Origin of the sequence: Pseudomonas sp. PDM10 (assembly GCF_014852295.1) — a bacterium.
Lineage (GTDB): Bacteria > Pseudomonadota > Gammaproteobacteria > Pseudomonadales > Pseudomonadaceae > Aquipseudomonas.
The window spans coordinates 624,643-643,908 of record NZ_JACVBJ010000004.1 but is presented as its reverse complement, the minus strand read 5'-3'; the positions used below and the strand labels follow the sequence as shown (position 1 = coordinate 643,908).

20 protein-coding genes are annotated in these 19,266 nt (G+C 61.6%); 10 read left to right on the top strand and 10 right to left on the bottom strand.

All coding sequences use genetic code 11. The features are described 5' to 3' along the window. Positions 1–499: 499 nt before the first annotated feature. The 3 genes from IB252_RS17440 to IB252_RS17430 all read left to right on the top strand — a co-directional run bounded on the left by IB252_RS17440 (position 500) and on the right by IB252_RS17430 (position 3,196). Entirely contained in the window at positions 500–1,153 is a 654-nt protein-coding gene (locus tag IB252_RS17440; RefSeq protein WP_192409682.1) for a DUF2238 domain-containing protein, read from the top strand. Between the two features lie 156 nt (positions 1,154–1,309). After that, entirely contained in the window at positions 1,310–2,530 is a 1,221-nt protein-coding gene (locus IB252_RS17435; RefSeq protein ID WP_192409681.1) for a helix-turn-helix domain-containing protein, read from the top strand. A gap of 36 nt (positions 2,531–2,566) precedes the next feature. Continuing rightward, on the top strand, positions 2,567–3,196 hold the full coding sequence (locus tag IB252_RS17430; RefSeq protein ID WP_192409680.1) for a glutaminyl-peptide cyclotransferase: 630 nt from the start codon (positions 2,567–2,569) through the stop codon (positions 3,194–3,196). A 16-nt stretch (positions 3,197–3,212) separates the two neighbouring features. On the opposite strand, the gene IB252_RS17425 is transcribed toward IB252_RS17430, so the two are convergent. Beyond that, complete coding sequence (locus tag IB252_RS17425; protein WP_192409679.1) at positions 3,213–4,073, bottom strand: CAP domain-containing protein; 861 nt, start codon at positions 4,071–4,073, stop codon at positions 3,213–3,215. 173 nt (positions 4,074–4,246) lie between these two features. Between IB252_RS17425 and IB252_RS17420 the strand changes: the two genes are divergently transcribed. After that, positions 4,247–4,654, top strand: coding sequence for a hypothetical protein (locus IB252_RS17420; RefSeq protein WP_192409678.1), 408 nt, complete (start codon positions 4,247–4,249; stop codon positions 4,652–4,654). Here IB252_RS17420 and IB252_RS17415 read toward each other — a convergent pair. After that, positions 4,602–5,492, bottom strand: a complete 891-nt coding sequence (locus IB252_RS17415; protein ID WP_192409677.1) for a DMT family transporter — start codon at positions 5,490–5,492, stop codon at positions 4,602–4,604. The two genes, IB252_RS17420 and IB252_RS17415, sit on opposite strands and share 53 nt — an antisense overlap. An 83-nt stretch (positions 5,493–5,575) precedes the next feature. Here IB252_RS17415 and IB252_RS17410 point away from each other — a divergent pair, with 83 nt between their 5' ends. Both IB252_RS17410 and IB252_RS17405 read left to right on the top strand, forming a co-directional pair. Beyond that, positions 5,576–6,907 (top strand): PLP-dependent aminotransferase family protein, encoded by a 1,332-nt coding sequence (locus IB252_RS17410; protein WP_192409676.1) that lies wholly within the window; start codon positions 5,576–5,578, stop codon positions 6,905–6,907. 198 nt (positions 6,908–7,105) lie between these two features. Beyond that, positions 7,106–8,377: an epoxide hydrolase family protein gene (locus IB252_RS17405; protein WP_192409675.1), complete on the top strand. Its 1,272-nt coding sequence runs from the start codon at positions 7,106–7,108 to the stop codon at positions 8,375–8,377. Positions 8,378–8,387: 10 nt separating this feature from the next. Here IB252_RS17405 and IB252_RS17400 read toward each other — a convergent pair whose 3' ends face one another. Beyond that, positions 8,388–9,176 carry an alpha/beta hydrolase gene (locus tag IB252_RS17400; RefSeq protein ID WP_192409674.1) on the bottom strand — a complete coding sequence of 263 codons (789 nt, stop codon included), beginning with the start codon at positions 9,174–9,176 and terminating at the stop codon, positions 8,388–8,390. A gap of 236 nt (positions 9,177–9,412) precedes the next feature. Here IB252_RS17400 and IB252_RS17395 point away from each other — a divergent pair, with 236 nt between their 5' ends. Next, on the top strand, positions 9,413–10,357 hold the full coding sequence (locus IB252_RS17395) for an aldo/keto reductase (RefSeq protein WP_192409673.1): 945 nt from the start codon (positions 9,413–9,415) through the stop codon (positions 10,355–10,357). 18 nt (positions 10,358–10,375) lie between these two features. Here the strand turns inward: IB252_RS17395 and IB252_RS17390 are convergent, their stop codons facing one another. Beyond that, entirely contained in the window at positions 10,376–11,056 is a 681-nt protein-coding gene (locus IB252_RS17390; protein WP_192409672.1) for a glutathione S-transferase family protein, read from the bottom strand. Positions 11,057–11,203: 147 nt separating this feature from the next. Between IB252_RS17390 and IB252_RS17385 the strand changes: the two genes are divergently transcribed. Then, positions 11,204–11,575, top strand: a complete 372-nt coding sequence (locus IB252_RS17385; RefSeq protein WP_192409749.1) for a nuclear transport factor 2 family protein — start codon at positions 11,204–11,206, stop codon at positions 11,573–11,575. A 45-nt stretch (positions 11,576–11,620) separates the two neighbouring features. On the opposite strand, the gene IB252_RS17380 is transcribed toward IB252_RS17385, so the two are convergent. Then, entirely contained in the window at positions 11,621–13,012 is a 1,392-nt protein-coding gene (locus tag IB252_RS17380) for an aldehyde dehydrogenase family protein (protein ID WP_192409671.1), read from the bottom strand. Positions 13,013–13,112: 100 nt separating this feature from the next. On the opposite strand from IB252_RS17380, the gene ptrR reads away from it, so the two are divergent. Next, positions 13,113–13,997 (top strand): putrescine utilization regulator PtrR, encoded by an 885-nt coding sequence (gene ptrR / locus IB252_RS17375; RefSeq protein WP_046046804.1) that lies wholly within the window; start codon positions 13,113–13,115, stop codon positions 13,995–13,997. A 35-nt stretch (positions 13,998–14,032) separates the two neighbouring features. On the opposite strand, the gene IB252_RS17370 is transcribed toward ptrR, so the two are convergent. From IB252_RS17370 to IB252_RS17355, 4 genes are all read right to left on the bottom strand, one after another. Then, on the bottom strand, positions 14,033–14,494 hold the full coding sequence (locus IB252_RS17370) for a MarR family winged helix-turn-helix transcriptional regulator (protein ID WP_192409670.1): 462 nt from the start codon (positions 14,492–14,494) through the stop codon (positions 14,033–14,035). Positions 14,495–14,627: 133 nt separating this feature from the next. Further along, complete coding sequence (locus IB252_RS17365) at positions 14,628–15,068, bottom strand: Ohr family peroxiredoxin (RefSeq protein WP_111448669.1); 441 nt, start codon at positions 15,066–15,068, stop codon at positions 14,628–14,630. Between the two features lie 109 nt (positions 15,069–15,177). Then, positions 15,178–15,630, bottom strand: a complete 453-nt coding sequence (locus IB252_RS17360; protein WP_192409669.1) for an Ohr family peroxiredoxin — start codon at positions 15,628–15,630, stop codon at positions 15,178–15,180. A 76-nt stretch (positions 15,631–15,706) separates the two neighbouring features. Then, complete coding sequence (locus tag IB252_RS17355) at positions 15,707–16,147, bottom strand: Ohr family peroxiredoxin (protein WP_192409668.1); 441 nt, start codon at positions 16,145–16,147, stop codon at positions 15,707–15,709. A 236-nt stretch (positions 16,148–16,383) separates the two neighbouring features. Here IB252_RS17355 and IB252_RS17350 point away from each other — a divergent pair, with 236 nt between their 5' ends. After that, the gene (locus IB252_RS17350; RefSeq protein WP_192409748.1) at positions 16,384–17,391 is read left to right on the top strand and encodes an Ldh family oxidoreductase; all 1,008 of its coding nucleotides are present in this window, start codon (positions 16,384–16,386) and stop codon (positions 17,389–17,391) included. A 142-nt stretch (positions 17,392–17,533) separates the two neighbouring features. On the opposite strand, the gene IB252_RS17345 is transcribed toward IB252_RS17350, so the two are convergent. Beyond that, the gene (locus IB252_RS17345) at positions 17,534–19,114 is read right to left on the bottom strand and encodes an aldehyde dehydrogenase (NADP(+)) (RefSeq protein ID WP_192409667.1); all 1,581 of its coding nucleotides are present in this window, start codon (positions 19,112–19,114) and stop codon (positions 17,534–17,536) included. Between the last annotated feature and the right edge of the window lie 152 nt (positions 19,115–19,266).

Sequence of the window (19,266 nt, the reverse complement as noted above, 5' to 3'; positions counted from 1 at the left end):
AATGACACAGGCTGCAGGGCCAGCAGTTTGATCAACTGATTGTTTTGATCACAGGGGAATTCTGAACAGCGGCAATCGAGTTGCCTGCACGGTGGCCTACGGCAGGTTTAGTCAGGTTTCTGACCCATTCCTATCTCCTTATCAGCTCTTGACCGGCCGGCTTATGGTGCCGACGCTCGAATAAGGTTAGACCCCAGTTGGGAAGTCAGCTAATAGGGGGAGTATTGGGTCGTGATAGGCAGAGTCTTTTACTGGCGTCACGGGGCGGGGCCGCGTCTATCTGGACCCATAGACGCGGCTCGCAGGCGAAAGCGCTTACATCACGGGACTTTACGGCGGCGTATCAGTTGCCACTGAACACCGCCGGCCTGCGCTCGGTGGGACGATGAGGTTGCGAGGGCTGCCTTTAGTCGGTGTGCCTGAACCGGACTCGCGATCAATTGATCAATATAGAAGGCCCCGGGAGCGGTCGTCACTCTCCGACTGAGGAACTCAAACCATGCAGCCCAAGGCACACCAGCGATACGACCTGACGCTGCTGATGCTGTTTGTGTTGATCGTCGTGGTGTCGGGTTATTCACCCCGCAGCCGAGTGGATTGGGCACTGGAAAACCTCTTGGTGCTGTTCCTGGTGGGCACACTGGTGGCGGTTTCTGGCCGGTTTCGCCTGTCGGCGGTTGCCATCAGCCTGGTATTCGTTTTCCTGTGCATTCACGAACTGGGTTCCCACTACACCTATGCCAAGGTGCCGTACGACCAATGGTGTTCAGCCTTGACCGGGGTCAGCCTCGATAAAGCGCTGGGGTTGCAGCGCAATCATTTTGATCGGCTGGTCCATTTGAGTTATGGGCTGTTTATGGTTTATCCCATTCGAGAAGTGTTGGTGCGCCTGACGCCGTTGCGGGGTTTCTGGTTGGTGTTTATGGCGTTGAACATCATTCTGTCGACGTCGGCCATTTACGAAATGGTGGAATGGATCGGCGGCGCCTACCTGGGCGACGACACTTCGCGTGCCTTCATCGGTGCGCAGAACGATCCCTGGGATTCACAGAAAGACATGGCGTTGGCGGTGGTCGGCGCCTTCGTCAGCGAGTGTGTGGTTTTGCTGTGCAAACAAAAGCGCGCCGTTCCTCAGGCTGAGCAACCGTTTTAAATCACCCGATAAGAAAAACCGATACCCGCTTAAGGATTTCCCAGCGGCGGGGCAGGCACTTGCGGCTTTAGAGTCACGCCCTCGTGATGGTGCATCGTGAGATAGACTCAACAGCGAACATCCGACAGTGGGAGTGACAACGGTGGCGGGATTGCGATGGACTCGCTGATCACGGCCGCAGCGCAGGCGCTGGCAGCGGGTGATCCGCTCGGCGCGCTGAACCGGGTCGCGTTGCGCGACGATGCGCCGGTGCTGGCGTTGCGCGGGATTGCGATGGCGCAACTCGGCGATCTGGTGCGAGCCAAGGCGCTGGTGCAGAGGGCGGCGCGGGTCTTCGGACCGAAGGAGGCCTTGGCTCGGGCGCGCTGTGTGGTCGCCGAGGCCGAGATCGCGCTGGCCTCCCGGGAGTTGGGCTGGCCGGTGAAGGCGCTCGAGTCAGCGCGGGTGACGCTTGAGACGCACGGCGATCGAGTGAACGCCGCTCATGCGCGGTATCTGCAGATTCGGCGTTTGCTGCTGATCGGGCATCTCGAAGAGGCTGACGTGCTGCTCGCCGAGCTTGACCCCGCGCCATTGCCGCCGGCATTGCGCGCCGCCCACGAACTGGTCGTGGCGGGGATCGCGATGCGACGGCTCGAGACGAACAAGGCGCGGTCTGCACTCACAAGGGCCGAGCACGCCGCGCGCGACGCCGATATTCCTGCGCTGACGGCCGAGGTGGAAAACGCTGCCCTTGTCCTGAACACGCCCGTCGCGCGTTTGATTGCCCATGGCGAAGAACGGCCTCTGTTGCTGGAGGAGGTTGAAGCGTTGCTCGCGTCCACATCGCTGGTCGTGGACGCCTGTCGCTACGCCGTGCGTGGTGCCGGCATGTCGGTCTCCCTCGCCACACGCCCGGTCTTGTTGGCCCTCGCACGAGCACTCGCCGAAGCGTGGCCGGCCGACGTGTCGAGGGAAACGCTGATTGCCCGGGCCTTTCGTTTGAAGCACGCCGATGAGTCCCTTCGCGCACGATTGAGAGTCGAAGTCGGGCGACTGCGCGCGGCGCTGAAACCCTTGGCCGGCGTGACGGCTACCCAACGCGGGTTTGCCCTGGTGTCGCTGGTTGCCTCCGACGTTGTGGTGCTGGCGCAACACGTCGAAGAGAAGCACGGGGCGGTGTTCGCTTTCCTCGTCGACGGTGAGTCGTGGTCGAGCTCGGCCCTGGCACTGGCCCTTGGCGCCAGCCAGCGCACGGTGCAACGGGCACTCGACGAACTGGCCCGCGCGGGCAAGGTGCAGTCGTTCGGTCGTGGTCGGGCGCGTCGCTGGATGACCCCGCCGGTGCCGGGTTTCGCGACGACCTTGTTACTCCCGGTGCCTCTGCCGGGTGACTAGGATGAACGTCACCCACCCGAAACGAGGAATGCCAACATGAAACAGTCAGCAGCCAAAATCGTTCGTGAATATGGACCCTTTGCCGGTGTCGACAAGGTGCACGGCGTCACCTGGGACGGCCAGCACGTGTGGTTTGCCACCGGCGACAAACTCAACGCCCTGGACCCGGCGAGCGGCAAGACACTGCGTTCAATCGATGTCGCTGCCCATGCCGGCACCGCCTTCGACGGCCAGCACCTGTTCCAGATCGCCGAAGATCGCATCCAGAAAATTGACCCGCAGACCGGCCGTGTACTCGGGACAATTCCGGCGCCTGGCGGCAGTGACTCAGGGCTGACGTGGGCGGAAGGGACGCTGTGGGTCGGCGAGTATCGGGATCGCAAGATTCATCAGATCGATCCCGAGACCGGCGCGATTCTGCGCACCCTTGAATCCAACCGCTTTGTCACCGGGGTGACCTGGGTTGACGGTCAGTTGTGGCATGGCACCTGGGAAGAAGACGAGAGTGAGTTACGCCATATCGATTCGACCACCGGCGAGGTGCTGGAGAGCGTGAAGCTGCCGGCTGGCGTCGGGGTGTCGGGGGTTGAATCGGACGGCGGCGATCAGTTTTTCTGCGGCGGTGGTGGCAGTGGGAAGGTGAGGGCGGTGCGGCGCCCTGAATAAGGCGCCGCTCAATCACTCAAGGCGCGCCAAACAACATCGTCCAATAAACGCCTTCATCACTGCGCGCGTCCGCCGCATAGGCTGCGCCCATCTGGGTAAACATCGGGTTCATCAGGTTGGCGCAATGTCCCGGGCTGGCCAGCCAGCCCGACATGGCCTTACTCGGTGAGCCCTGGCCGGCAGCGATGTTCTCGCCGATCTGCCGACCACGGAAACCTGCGGCTCTGGCCCGGTCTGCGGGCATGCCACCGTCGGGGTCCTTGTGGGCGAAGTAGTTGCCGTAGGCCATCGCCTTGCTGTGCCCTTGCGCCGCTGCGCCCAGGGCTGCGTTCCAGGCCAATGGCCGTGCGGCGGCGAAGCGCTGACGACCGCAAAGTCGCGGCGTGGAGCGTGCCGCATTGACCTGTGCCAGCAACGCTTTGCTGACGGCTCGCGAATCACCCACGCGACTGTCCAGCACGGGCTGCGCCAGCACCACCTGCCATTCACTCCGGGCGCGACTGACGCCAATGTCGGCATATTGGGTATCGAGCAACGCCCCACAGTAATCGCTCTGGAGCATGTCGAAGGCCTCATCGGCATCCTGAGCCCCGACCACGCGAATCGTGCGAACGGTCACCGCCTGATAGCCGGACGCCTTCAATCGATCGCGCAAACCGCCGCCATAGCCGATCGGCAAAGCCAGGTTCGACTTCAATGCCAGCGGCGATAACGCTCGACCCGCGCGCCCCAGGCAGCGATCGGGATGAGCGCGGTAGTCGTTGATGGCTTCCACCAACTGCCTTTCGGCACCGGCGTGGGCGGGGTTGGCGAACAGGGAAAACAGAGGAATGAAACAGAGCGAGGCAACGCGAACGAACGGGCGGGTTTGGCGCATGGATGAATAGCTCTGAGCGGGCAAGTGGAATTCACGGCTCGGCTATGACTGGCGCTTCAACACAAGGTTCACGGGCGAAAGAGACATATTTGCGCTGGGCGCAGTGCGTCCGCCAACGAGGACATAGCGGTGTCGTATGATGGCGTCTTTTTACCCGTCACAAGGATTCACCCATGCCGTTAAGCAAACGCGATCAGGCGCAGATCGAGCGTCGCCTGATTGCCACCCTGACCGAGGCGTGTGAGACGGCCAAAGTGGACATCGTCGGGTTCTGCTGGCTGACCCACGAGGTCGATTACGACCTGTTTCCCTCCAGTCTGCGGGTTATCTGGGTCTTCGATACGCAGGCCAATAAAGATCAGGCGCTGGCCAGCGGGCAGGGCGAGCGCATGCTTGAGTTGACTGCCGTTGCGTTAAGCGAAGCGGACGTTTTCGTCAGCCCGGTATCGGCCCATGTGCAGTTCGATTCTGAAGAAGCCTGCCAGCGCGCCAATGGCGGAAACTGGCAGCAACGCTTGTCGCGCTCGCTCACTTCGAAAACTTTCGCGCCCCGGCCACGCAAAGGATCACCGCGACGGTAACCCCCAGCATGCCGATGCTGACGTGCTCGTGAAGCAGCGTGGCCGCCAGCGCCAACCCAAAAAACGGCTGCAGCAGTTGCAGCTGGCCGACGGCGGCAATCCCTCCTTGGGCCAGCCCGCGGTACCAGAATACGAAGCCGATCAACATGCTGAAGAGCGACACGTAAGCCAGGCTCAACCACGCGGCTGGGGTGACTCCCGAGAACGAAGCCGGGGCCATGAACCAGGTCAGCGGGACCATGACGGGCAGCGACAGGACCAATGCCCAAGAGATCACCTGCCAGCCTCCGAGGGTTCTTGAAAGCTTCGCACCTTCGGCATAACCCAGCCCGCAGGCGAGGATGGCCAGCAGCATGAGGATGTCGCCGGTCGGCGAAGCGGTCAGTCCTTGGGAGACGGCAAACCCGACGACCAACGCGCTGCCCAGCACCGAGAAGCACCAGAACACCGGCCGTGGACGCTCCCCGCCGCGCAACACGCCGAACACCGCAGTGGCGAGTGGCAACAAGCCAACGAAGACGATGGAATGCGCCGACGTCACGTACTGCAGCGCCAGCGCCGTCAGCAGCGGAAACCCTACTACAACGCCCATTGCCACGATCGCCAAAGGCATAAGCTGATGCTTGGCGGGCCGCTTTTCTTTAAACAGCACGAGCATGCAAAGCGCCAGGAGCCCGGCAATCGCCGCTCGGGCGACGGTCAGGAACACCGGATCGAATTCCAGCACGGCCAACCGTGTGGCCGGCAGCGAGCCGCTGAAAATCAGCACGCCGATGAACCCGTTGAGCCATCCGCTCGCGGTCTTTTCCGTCGTTGGGTTTTGCAGGGTCCGTTCCATGTGAGGGCTCTCTGAATTTGCAGAGATCCATCGTATGGTCGATGATCACTACAATCAAAAAATTGTCATGGATACATCTCGACATGCCTCGCTCACGGTACAAGTCATTAGTGGATGCTTTGGCGGCTGACATCCGGTCAGGCCGATTGTTGCCAGGCACGCGCTTGCCGACGCATCGCCAACTCGCGGCGACAGAAGGGCTGGCGCTGGTGACCGCCAGCCGGGTCTATGCAGAGCTCGAAGCCATGGGCCTGGTCAGCGGCGAGACGGGGCGAGGCACGTTCGTGCGGGAGACGTCTTTGCCGCCGGGCTTGGGCATTGACCAGAAAAACGTTGCCGTGGGAATGACCGACCTCAACTTCAACTATCCCTCGCTCCCAGGGCAGGCAGAACTCTTGCGAAATGCCCTGCGCCAACTCGCCTCGGGCGGTGATCTGGAATCCCTGTTGCGCTACCAGCCACACGCCGGGCGCCTGCATGAGCGCGCCTCGGTGGCGCGTCATTTACTCGCCCGAGGGCTGACGGTGGAGGCCGAGCAAGTGCTGATAGTCAGTGGCGCTCAGCATGGACTGGCCGTGACGATGATGGCGCTGCTGCAACCCGGTGATGTGATTGCTGCGGATGCGCTGACCTATTCAGGGTTCATCGTGCTGGCCGAAGCCTTGCACCTTGAAATCGTGCCCATTCCCGTGACCGAACAGGGGCCTGATCTGGAGGCGTTGGACCGTCTGTGCCGGAGTCGCCGCGTGCGGGCGGTGTACTCGATGCCGACGCTGCACAATCCACTGGGATGGGTGATGAGTGCCGATCAGCGCGACTCGCTGGTGACGATTGCGCGCAAGCATGACTTGCTGATCATCGAGGACGCCGCCTATGCGTTCCTTGCCGAGAACCCGCCGGCACCGATAGCGCAACTCGCACCCGAGCGGACCGTTTACGTTTCAGGACTCTCCAAGAGTGTGGCCACCGGACTGCGCGTAGGTTTCGTCGCCGCCCCGGCCGAAAAAGTCCCCGCGCTGGAGCGCACGATCAGGGCAACCACCTGGAATACTCCGGGTGTGCTGACGGCGATTGCGAGCACGTGGCTCGACGATGGCACCGTCATGCAACTGGAAGCTGAAAAACGCCAGGATGCGCAGGCCAGGCAAGCCATCGCCGCAGAAGTGCTGGCGGGCCTTCCGTGCATTCGCCACCCGTCGTCCTATTTTCTTTGGCTGCCTCTGTCTGAAGATGCGAGGGCCGACCAGATCGCCGCGGCGCTGCTGCGTGAAAAAGTCGCGATTTCAACCGCTGAGCCTTTTGCGACTTCTGCCCATGTACCGCATGCGATTCGCTTGGCGCTGGGGTCGGCAGAGATGGGCGCACTGCGGGAGGCGCTGGAAAAAGTGAAGTGGGTGATTGGTGCCTATTCATAGCCCGAAGTCGCCCAACGCCATCTATATTGAAAGGTCCAGTCCGCCGCAGATTACGCAAGCGCCCTGACGCGTGGCGAAGCTTTCGCCCTTGCGATATGGCATTACCCAATGCGTTCTCTGACCGGCTGGTAAAGCGTCTTCGGTGACCGATAAGCGCAAACTCATCACTTATCGTGACCCTCAACTGAGGTAATGAAGATGAAGCCCCTATTCGCGGTTGCTATCGCTATCCTCGTGCTTTGCGTCTCGGCCCTCGCCAGCGCCGCTCCCGCCGCCGATCCCCAGGCCATTCAACCCTTCCACGTCAATGTTGCGGACAAGGACCTCACCGATCTGCGCAACCGTATCGCGGCGACCCGCTGGCCGGACAAAGAGACGGTTTCCGATCGATCACAGGGCGCACAGCTGGCACAGCTGCAGGAACTGGTTCGCTACTGGGGCACGGACTACGACTGGCGCAAGGCCGAGGCGCAGCTCAATAATCTGGCGCAGTACGTGACCACCCTCGACGGGGTCGAGATCCACTTTATCTGGGTGCGCTCCCCGCACCCGAACGCTTTGCCGATGATCATGACCCACGGTTGGCCAGGCTCGGTGTTCGAGTTCATCAAGGTCGTCGGTCCGCTCACCGACCCGACCGCGCACGGGGGCAGTGCGGCAGATGCCTTCGATGTGGTGATTCCGTCCATTCCTGGCTACGGCTTCTCTGGCAAACCGAGTGGTATCGGTTGGGACCCGGACCACATCGCGCGGGTCTGGGCGCAGCTGATGCAGCGCCTCGAGTACACCCACTACGTCGCCCAGGGTGGCGACTGGGGCGCGCCCATTACCAGCGCGATGGCGCGCCAGGCGCCGACCGGGTTGCGCGGCATTCACCTTAACCTGCCCGCCACGATACCGGCGGAAGCGAGCGCGGCGCTCGCTGTCGGCGGACCGGCACCGGCGGGATTTTCCGACAAGGAACGCGCGACCTACGACGCCGTCGCCACGCTCGTCAAACAGGGGAACCTGGCGTACAGCGCGATGATGGCCGCGCGGCCGCAGATGATCGGTTACGGCGCGACGGATTCACCGGCCTTCCTCGCCGCGCTCATGCTCGTGCATCCAGGCTTTGCCCGGTGGACATACGGCGCCGACCCGCAACAGTTGCCGACCAAGGATGAAGTGCTGGACGACATCACCCTCTACTGGCTGACCAATAGCGCCGCCTCGGCAGCCAGGCTCTACTGGGAGAACATGGGGCGAAGCCCGCTTTCTTCGGCCGCACAGAAGACCACCGAGATTTCGCTGCCGGTGGCCGTCACTGTGTTTCCGGAGGATGTTTACTGCCCGCCGGAGTCGTGGGCCCGGCGCGCTTATAGCAACCTGATCTACTTCCACCAGGCCGACAAGGGCGGCCACTTCGCGGCCTGGGAACAGCCGCAGCTGTTTACCGAGGAGCTTCGCACCGCGTTCCGGTCGCTGCGCTAGTCGCCGCCATTTACAAACCACCGCCCAACACCTTGAGGTATTCGGGGCTCTCGGATATCGAGTTGTGCCCCGTACCCGGTATGACCTTCAGCGACGCCACCCCCTTGGCGAAATGCGTGAAGAGCCGCTCGGTGCTGGAACGCGGTATCACTTCGTCGTGCTCCGCCGCGATCAACAGCGTCGGCACCGTGATGTGGGCGGCGTATTTCCAGGATTCAAAGGTGTCCTTGAGCAACCACTTCACCGGGAAAATGGGGAACTGCCGGGCGGCGAGTTCTTCAACACTGTTGTAGGGCGTGATCAGCACCAGACGCGCCGCCGGGCGTTGGCTGGCGAGGCGCACGGCGACGCCCGAGCCCAGGCTGCGACCGACCACCGTAATGTGTGGATGGGTGGCGTAGACCAGGTCAAACAAGGTCAGGGCGTCGCGCGAAATCATCTCCTCGGAGGGCGATCCGGAACTGCCACCGTAGCCTCTGTAGTGCAGCAAGTAGACGGCGTGATCGGCAAAGGCTGCGGAAAACGAAGGCAGGCTCCGGGAGACATCTTCGGCATTTCCACCGAAATAGATCAACGCGTTCGGCCCCTCGTGAGGCCTGACAGACACCAGCACCTGCGCGTCGTCGACCGATAACGTGAGCAGCGTTGCCGAGGTGCCGACGGCGCGGGGTTGCGGGAAGTAGATGAGGGCGCGCTGGAACACGAACAGCGCAGCGCAGAGCGCCAGATACACGACGGCGATGATGACGACGGTTGACACCAGGATGCGTGGCATTCGGCTAACTTTAGTGGGCGGCATTGGCGGCTCTGGCCTGAAGACGGCTATCGCTTGATCGCTGTCAGAGTGTAGTAGACCGATCGCGCGACGCACCGGGAGGGGCACCCGTGCCCGTCGCTGTGAAATGGCTCAACGTCCTGCCGTCGGAAAAAGCGGCGCAGTCGCCGGTAGCTATGCTGATGTGGCCAGCCTCGTGCGTGCGACGTGAGAAGTGCAGTGGACCGTGGCTGACAGCAAAAATGTAGAAGGGCAATTTCATGAGCCACACTGATGGCTACACGCGTCGAAAAATACTCACGCTGGCTGCCGGTGCTTCGGCGGTTTTCACCTTCGATCCGGCTTTTGCAGCATCCACGCCGTCGACCGAAACAGGAGGCAAGAACATGCTGACCCGGGCCATTCCATCCAGCGCCGAACGCTTGCCGATCGTTGGGCTGGGCACGTATCGCGGTTTTGATGTCGAGCCTTCAAGTCCGGCCTACAAGCAACTGCCTGCGGTGCTGCGTGCGTTGTTCGAGAAGGGCGGGAAGGTGATCGACAGTTCGCCCATGTACGGCCGCGCCGAACAGACGACCGGTGAGCTGCTGTCGATTCATGAGCCGCGCTCGCCGGCGTTTCTGGCCACCAAGGTGTGGACCCGTGGTCGCGAAGAAGGCATCGCGCAGATGGAACAGTCTTTCAAGCTGCTGCAGACCGACCGGATCGACCTGATGCAGATTCACAACCTGCTGGACTGGAAAACCCATTTGCCCACACTGCGCAAATGGAAGGAAGAGGGGCGCATCCGTTACATCGGCATCACCCATTACACGGCGTCGGCGTATGACGAGGTGGAAGCGGTGCTCAAGGCCGAGCCGTTGGACTTTTTGCAGATCAACTATGCCCTGGACGATCGTGGCGTCGAGAAACGCATCCTGCCGCTGTGTCGCGAGCGGGGCGTGGCGGTGATCTGCAATCGGCCCTTCGGCGGCGGTGATTTGCTCGCCCGCTTGAAGGGCAAGCCGCTACCGGGTTGGGCCGCACAAGTGGGGGTCAACAGTTGGGCGCAACTGGCGCTCAAGTTCCTGCTGACGCATTCGGCGGTGACCTGCGTGATCCCCGGCACCAGCAACCCGCGTTACATGGCGGAAAATGCCGGTGCCGGTTTTGGTCCGATGCTGACGGGGGCGCAGCGCGAGCAGTTGATTGACGTGGTGGGGTAGGCGAACTTTCGAGGCCGGTCAGGTGTTGTCCGGCGGCTGGCGAAATCGCGCCGGGATGGCCTCTTCAAATGGATAAAACGAAAACCAGGGCCTGGCTTCGTCGATGACCCGCTGGACGGACGGCCTGTTCATCAGTCTGTCGAAATAGGCTTTCAAGTGGCCATAGTCGTCGGGGAACGGCTCGAGCGTGCTGGCATAGAACAGGGCCGGGGCCGCGGCGCAATCGGCCAGGCTGAAATCTGCACTGGCGAGCCAGATTCTCGACGCCATCTGGTGGTCGAGCATGCCGTACGTTGTCCGCAGTGTGGAACGTTCTCTGGTCAAATCTCCGTGAGCGTCGCGCAGGCGATCGAGCACGATCTGTTGCAGCGGCGTTTGTAGGTAGTGGTCGCAGATTCGGTCCCATAGACGGACTTCCAGCGCGGTGTCCCAATCGTCGGGAACGAGTGGATGTTCACCCGGATAAAATCGGTCCAGGTATTCGATGATGATCGTGGTCTCCGCCACGTTGCGTTGGCGAGCATGGTCGCGGATGACCGGGAACTTGCCGAACGGCCACAGCGCTTGCAGCTCTGCTCGGTCTGCATCGTTGGCGAGATCGATGATCCGCTTTTCGAAGTCGACAGCGTTTTCATAGAGCGCGATGAGCACTTTGTGGCAGAACGACGACAGCGGATGGTAATAAAGAGTCAGCGACATCTCTCAGCTCCTCGAAAGGCAAGTGACCCCCATCATCATAGTCGCCGTCCGGGACGGTTAAGCGCGCGGTGCTAGACTTTCAAGGTGGGATGGATGATCGAACAACCTGATCCGGCGGTGCGAGGACGGGAACGCTGGAGGTATGACATGACGACTCAACTGCTGGCTAAAGAACACATCAACGTGGTGGTCCGCAATTATGTAGAAGGCATGGTGTTCGCTGATGAAGCCTTGCTGCGACAGGCCTTTCATCCGTCTTGCCGCATCATTGGCCACTTTGAGGAAAAGCTTGAATGGGCATCCCTGGAGGAATTTATCAGCGCGATCAAGGCTGAGGGGCCGGCAGCCAAAGAGGTCAAACCGTTTTGGGAAGTACTCAGCCTCGATGTCACGGGCGATGCCGCCGCGGTAAAAGTCGTTGATGATTATCTCGGTATGCGATTTACCGATTATCTGTCGCTGCTGAACATCAATTACCGCTGGATGATTGTGAACAAGCTGTATTACCTGAACGAATAGCGCGTGAGCCCGGGAGTCATAAGGCTCCCGGGCATCGTTATGCAATCAGCGCCGATCCAGCCACACCGTCTGGGCATTGCAGAATTCGCGCACACCGAAATGCGAGAGCTCACGGCCAAACCCGCTTTTCTTCACGCCGCCAAAGGTGACGCGTGGGTCGGAGGCGCAATAGCCATTGATAAACACGCCACCGGTTTCCAGTTCATCGGCCATCTGCTCGGCAAGCTCGACGTTGCGTGTGTAAATGGTGGAAGCGAGGCCGAATTCGCTGTCATTCGCCAGTGCCAGAGCATGGGCCGCATCGCGTGCGGTGATGATCGAGGCCACCGGGCCAAACAGTTCCTGTTTGAACGAGGTCATCTGGTCGGTGACATCACCGAACACTGTGGGCTCGTAAAAGTTGCCGGGGCCTTCAGCCTTCTTGCCGCCCATTAACAGCGTCGCGCCTTCTTCCAGGGTGTCGCGCACCTGTTGATCCAGTTCATCACGCAGATCAAAGCGGGCCATCGGGCCGATGTAGGTGTCGGAGGCCAGTGGATCACCGACTACCAGTTTTTGCGTGGCTTCGACGAACTTACGTGTGAATTCCTCGACGATGCCTTGCTCGACGATCAAGCGTTTGGCCGCTGCGCAAACTTGCCCGGTGTTCTGATAACGGCCAATCACGGCGGCTTTGACCGCTTCGTCGAGGTCGGCATCGTTAAGGACGATGAACGGATCGGAGCCGCCCAGTTCCAGCACGCATTTCTTCAACGCCGCACCGGCTTGAGCGCCGATGGCAATGCCGGCTCGCACGCTGCCGGTGAGGGTGACTGCCGCGATGCGTGGATCGGTGATCGCGATGGAGACGCCGTCCGGCGTGACATTGATCACCTCGAAGACACCTTCGGGGAAGTCGGCTTGCTTGAAGGCCTCTCGCAACAGATAAGCGCTGCCCATCACGTTGGGCGCATGTTTGAGCACGTAGGTGTTGCCGGCGATCAACGCTGGAACCGCGCCGCGCAGAACCTGCCAGATCGGGAAGTTCCACGGCATCACCGCGAGAATCGGGCCGAGCGGGCGGTACTCAATGCGCGCTTTTCCACCTTCAACCAGCGTCGGTTCAGCGCTCAACATCGCCGGGCCGTGTTCGGCGTACCACTCGCAGAGTTGCGCGCACTTTTCGATTTCGCCGCGCGCCTGAGTGATCGGCTTGCCCATTTCCAGGGTGATCATGTTGGCCATCGCGGCGGCGTTGTCGCGCAATGCCTTCGCCAGGGCGATCAACAACTGCGAGCGTTGATCAACCGGTTTGCTGCGCCAGGCGCGGAACCCGGCAGCGGCGCGGGACAGGGCATCGTCCAGTGCCGATGCGGACTCGAAAGGGTAGTGGCCGATCTGCTCGCCGGTGGCGGGGTTGATCGAAATGGCATGGGTGAGGCTGGAAACTTGAGTCATGGCACTGTCCTGCGAGGTGGGGATGCGCTCAGGTTACGGTGGCGTTTGTTTTCTGGAAACTGAATAATACTGAGCATATCGTTCACGTTTGGAGAATGACTTGGATCTGGTTCAGCTGGAAATTTTCAAAGCCGTCGCCGAACACGGCAGCATCAGCGCGGCGGCTCAGCACATTCATCGGGTGCCTTCCAACCTGACGACGCGGATCAAGCAGCTGGAGCTGGATCTGGGCGTGGACCTGTTTATCCGCGAGAAAAGCCGCTTGCGCTTGTCGCCGGCCGGCTGGAGTTTCCTTGACTATGCCCGGCGCATTCTCGACCTGGTCCAGGAAGCCCGCGCCACCGTGGCGGGCGAAGAACCGCAGGGTTCGTTTCCGTTGGGATCACTGGAGAGTACCGCTGCGGTGCGAATCCCTGAGCTGCTGGCCGCGTATAACCAGAAGCACGCCAAGGTTGAGCTGGACCTGTCCACCGGGCCTTCGGGCACGATGATCGACGGGGTGTTGTCGGGCCGACTGGCGGCAGCGTTTGTCGATGGACCGGTGCTGCACCCGGCACTGGAAGGCGTGCCGGCGTTTGAGGAAGAAATGGTGGTGATCGCACCGCTCAACCATTCCCCCATCCATCGTGCGCGGGATGTTAATGGCGAAAACATCTACGCCTTCCGCTCCAATTGCTCCTACCGCCATCACTTCGAAAGCTGGTTCGCCAAGGACGCGGCGGTGCCCGGCAAGATTTTCGAAATGGAGTCCTATCACGGCATGCTGGCGTGCGTCAGCGCCGGTGCAGGCCTGGCGCTGATGCCCCGCAGCATGCTCAACAGCATGCCCGGATGCACCACGGTGAGCGTCTGGCCGCTATCGGAATCGTTCCGCTATTTGCGCACCTGGCTGGTGTGGCGCCGGGGGACGGTGTCGCAAAGTCTGACCATGTTTGTGCGCTTGCTGGAGGAGCGCGGGGTGGTGCGGGATGAGGCGGTGCGCTAATTAGCGCGTGAAAATGTCCAGATCGACTGGCCGGCTCATTCCCCGGCTTTCGTCGACTTGATCAGATTGCCGCGCAACTTCACGATCGCCTTCTGCAGGATCGTGAACTCGTCGAGCGTCAGGCCCGTCGCGTCAGCGAGGCCCATTTCCGGTTGGCTTTCGCGCAGCTGTCGACCGCTCTTCGTCAGGCTGATCCGCACCTGGCGCTCGTCCTCGGGATCGCGCTGCCTTTGCAAAAAGCCCATCGCTTCCAGCTTCTTCAGGATCGGAGTCAGCGTGTTCGATTCCAGAAACAGCTTCTCGCCAAGGCTGCCGACGGTCTGATGATCTTCCTCCCACAGCGCGACGATGGTGATGTATTGCGTATAGGTCAGCCCAAGCTGCTCGAGTATCGGCTTGTACGCCTTGCCGAAGGCCAGGTTGGTGGAATAGACCGCAAAACACAGGAAGTCGGAGAGCTTCAGGTTGTCGGGGGCGACGTTGTCGGTGGGGTTCATGTGCTTCCTCGTTGGCCAAAGACGGATGGCTCGCAAAAACTGAAATATACCTCGTATGCGATTGTGTCGGAACGACTCTAACTGACGGTGGCGACCGGCTCGACGGCGAAAGTCGAACCGGTCGTACGGTGCATCATGCGGTCAGGGCGTTGATGACCACGTCGATATTGCCGCGCGTTGCCTTCGAGTACGGGCAGATTTGGTCTGCAGCGTGCGCCAGCTCCGTCGCGACGGCTTGCGTCAAGCCTGGCACGCGAAGAGTCAGCCGGGCCTGGAGGAAGTAGGCCGGACCGGTCTGGCCCAGATCGACCTCAATATCAATGGCCAGATTGGGCGGCAGCGTCACCTGCATATTTTTCGCCGCCAGCTCGACGGCAGCGGTGTAGCAGGCCGACCATGCGCCGGCGAAAAACTGCTCTGCCGTTGGGTGCGGCACAATGGCTGCAAACTCGTGTGCCAGCCGAGGGTTTCCCGGCGACGAGAGCTCGATGGCGAGGCCGCGGGAAGAGTTGGCGCCGTCGCTGAATGTCGTGTGGGTTTTGCCTGTGGCCAGGACTTTTTCGATCTTGTTCATGGTTGAGTCCTCAACGTTTTGTTGGGTTTGTAATTCGTATGCGCTTAAAGCGCATACGTCATATGTGGCATATCGACAATGCTGATCGATAGCAACGCCGCGCGGTGCGTCAAGCCGTGAGGACGTTCAGGGCCACGTCAATGTTACCCCGCGTCGCTTTCGAGTACGGGCAGATTTGATCGGCGGTGTGCGCCAGTGTCGTCGCGATCTCGTGGGACAAACCCGGCACGCGCAGAGTCAATCGAGCCTGAAGGAAATAAGCCGGACCGGTCTGACCCAGATCGACTTCGATGTCGACGGACAGATCCGACGGCAGCACCACGTTCATCTCACCGGCCACCAGCCCGACGGCGGCGGTGTAGCAGGCCGACCAGGCACCGGCGAACAGTTGCTCGGCAGTCGGGTGCGCCTGGGTAGCGGCGAACACGTGGGCGGGCTTGGCGATGCCGGGCGTTGACAGGGTGATGTCGAGGCTGCCGTCATGGCCGCGCGAGGTAGTGCCAGCGCTGCTGACGGTGGTGTGGGTTTTGCCGGTGGCCAGTACTTTTTCGATCTTGCTCATGATGATTTCCTGAGTGTTTACTGTTTTCGTATGCGCTTATATCGCATGCGATATGTTTAATAAATTAAAGCGATCTTCACGCCGTCAGGACGTTCAGCGCCACGTCGATGTTGCCCAGCGTCGCTTTCGAGTACGGGCAGAGTTCGTGGGCGGCGTGCGCCAGCGCGGTGGCGACGTCGTGTGCCACGCCCGGCAAGCGGACAAAGAATCGAGCCTGGAGGAAATAAGCCTGACCGGTCTGGCCCAGATCAATCTCGATGTCGACAGATGCATCGGCCGGCAGCACCACTTTTTTCGCCTTGGCTATGTGTTCGATGGCGGAGATGTAGCAGGCCGACCATGCACCGGCGAACAGTTGCTCGGCGGTCGGGTGCGCTTGGGTGGCTGCGAACACGTGGGCCGGTTTTGCGTCACCTGGCGACGACAGCTCGATGTCGAGCTTGCCGTGGGCACGGGTCGCGTCGCTGAACGTGGTGTGGGTCTTGCCGGTAACCAGTACTTTTTCGATCTTGCTCATGGAGTGAATCCTCAACGTTTCAATAGATGTGATTTGTCTGTCGTATACGTTTGTATCGTATGCGATGGAAATAATACTCGCGCAGAGCTCAATCGATGTCAAGGGGTGGTGCGCGGTCCAGCCGACGAATGGCTTGTTGGCGGGATATGCCGAATTCGTCGTCGACCGGGCCTAAAGCGATCAAGCCGTGGCGTCTGGAATGGGCCAGTCTGGACGGTCTGTCCAAGGAGTTGATGATGAAACGACTGTCCCTGGCCGAAGCTCGCGAGCTGGCCGAATCGATCTTGCTGCACAACGGTTTCAACCTTGCCCACGCTCAGGCGGTGGCCGCCACGGTGATTGCCGGCGAGCGCGATGGCTGCGCCTCCCACGGTTTGTATCGGGTACTGGGGTGTGTGAATTCGCTCAGGGCCGGCAAGGTGGTGGCCGATGCCGAGCCACGGGTGATCGACCAGGCACCTTCGATCGTGCGGGTCGATGCGGCGGGAGGTTTCTCCCAGTTGGCGTTTCAGGCGGGGCTGCCATTGCTGGAGGAGAAAAGCCGGGCAAACGGGATTGCGGCTTTAGCGATCAATCGCTGTGTGCATTTTTCCGCCCTGTGGGTCGAGATCGAGCAGCTGACCGCTGCCGGCCTGGTGGCGCTGGCGTGTAATCCCAGCCATGCCTGGGTCGCGCCGGCGGGGGGCCGTCAGCCAGTGTTCGGCACCAATCCCATTGCGTTTGGCTGGCCGCGTTCGGGCAAGGATCCATTTGTGTTCGACTTCGCCACCAGTGCGATTGCCCGTGGCGAGATCGAGTTGCATCGACGTGCCGGCAAAGCGATTCCCGAAGGCTGGGGCGTCGATGCAGACGGGCAGCCGAGTACCGATGCGAACGTGGTACTCGATGCCGGCGCGATGCTGACGTTCGGCGGGCACAAGGGCTCGGCGCTGGCCGCCATGGTGGAGTTGATCGCCGGGCCGTTGATTGGTGACCTGACCAGTGCCGAATCACTGGCGTACGACGCGGGCAGCAAGTCGTCGCCGTACCACGGCGAGCTGATCATTGCCCTCGATCCGCGACGCTTTCTCGGCGAGGCCACCGAGCAGCACCTGGCCCGTGCCGAAGTGATGTTCCAGAGCATACAAGGGCAGGGCGCCCGCTTGCCGTCGCAACGGCGTTACGAGGCGCGAGCGCGCAGCCTGGTGGAGGGCGTGCAGATTCCTGAAGCCTTGTACAACGACTTGAAAGCCCTGCTGGATTGAAGAAACGGAGGGCAACCAATCCCTCTGTGGGAGTGAGCCTGCTCGCGATAGCGGTCTGACATTCAGCACATGTGTTGAATGTTAATCCCTCATCGCGAGCAGGCTCGCTCCCACAGGATTTCGCTGCTCAATTGAGTCTTTTTTAAACCGGTTCGCGGTGACTATTGCCATCGACCAGACGGGCAATACCCAGCGGATTGGCGTTTTTCAGCGCGTCGGGCAAGAGCGCATCCGGGCAATTCTGGTAGCACACCGGACGCAGGAAACGCTCGATGGCCAGGCTGCCGACCGAGGTGCCACGGGCATCGGAGGTGGCCGGGTAGGGCCCGCCATGCACCATCGCATCGCAGACTTCGACGCCGGTCGGGTAGCCGTTGAACAGTACCCGGCCGACTTTCTGTTCAAGCAGCGGCAGTAGCTCGTCATGGGTTTGCAGGTCACCGGCTTCGGCAATCAGGGTGGCCGTGAGTTGACCGTGCAAACTCTGCAACGCCCGTTGCAGTTCGGCCTTGTCGGCCACTTCCACCAACACGGTAGTCGGGCCGAACACTTCTTCCTGTAACAGAGGATCGCCTTTGAGCAGCAGGCTGACGTCGGCCTTGAACAGCTGCGGCTGGGCCTGCTTGCCCTGTTGTTCGCGGCCGGCCAAGTGGCTGATGTGCGGATGCGCGTGCAGCGCCTGCACGCCCTTGGCGTAGCTGGTTAGCGTGCCGGTGTTGAGCATGGTTTGCCCCGGCTGGTCGGCCATTACCGCGCTGAGCGATTGAATAAATGCGCTGAACTCGGGGGAGCGAATGCCGATCACCAATCCGGGGTTGGTGCAGAACTGGCCACAGCCCAGCACCACTGACGCGGCGAGCTCACTGGCGATTTTATCCCTGCGCAGTTTCAGGGCTTCGGGCAACACCAGCACCGGATTGATGCTGCTCATTTCGGCGAACACCGGAATCGGTTGAGGCCGTGCGGCGGCCATGTCGCAGAGGGCGCGACCGCCCTTGAGCGAACCGGTAAAACCCACCGCCTGGATCGCCGGATGCTTGACCAGCGCTTCGCCGACACCCGCGCCGTAGATCATGTTGAACACACCCTTGGGCATGCCGGTGTGCTCGGCGGCGCGGAGGACTGCATCGGCCACCAGTTCGGCAGTCGCCATATGCCCGCTGTGGGCCTTGAACACCACCGGGCAACCGGCGGCCAGGGCGGCAGCGGTGTCGCCACCGGCGGTGGAGAACGCCAGCGGGAAATTGCTCGCACCGAACACCGCGACCGGGCCCACGCCGATGCGGTACTGACGCAGATCCACTCGAGGCAGCGGTAGACGCTCGGGCAAAGCGCGATCGATGCGCGCACCGTAGAAATCGCCACGGCGCAGGACCTGAGCGAACAGGCGCATCTGGCCGCTGGTGCGCCCGCGCTCACCTTGAATACGCCCGGTTGGCAGCGCCGTCTCGCGGGTGACCAGGGCAACGAACTCATCGTCCAGCGCATCCAGTTGCGCGGCGATGGCCTCGAGAAACTCTGCGCGCCGGCTCGCCGGCAAGTTGCGGAAGGTTGGGTAGGCGGCAGCTGCGGCCTGGGCGGCGGCGTCGACTTCTTCAACGGTGGCTTGTGTGAACGAGTAGGGCAGCGCTTCACCGGTGCTGGCGTCATGGCTTTGCACGGTGATGTTGCCAGCGGCACTGCGCGCACCGCCGATGTAGTTGTGGCCGATGATGTGGGGCATGAAAAACTCCTGTCGAAAAGGGGCAAAGGCAAAGGCGCGCCGGACACAAAACTGTGGCGAGGGGGCTTATCGGGACGCCGCATCGCCCCGTTCGACCGCGTAGCGGTCGCAAATTCAACGAATGGGGAGTGCCTGACGCAGCCGATCACTGG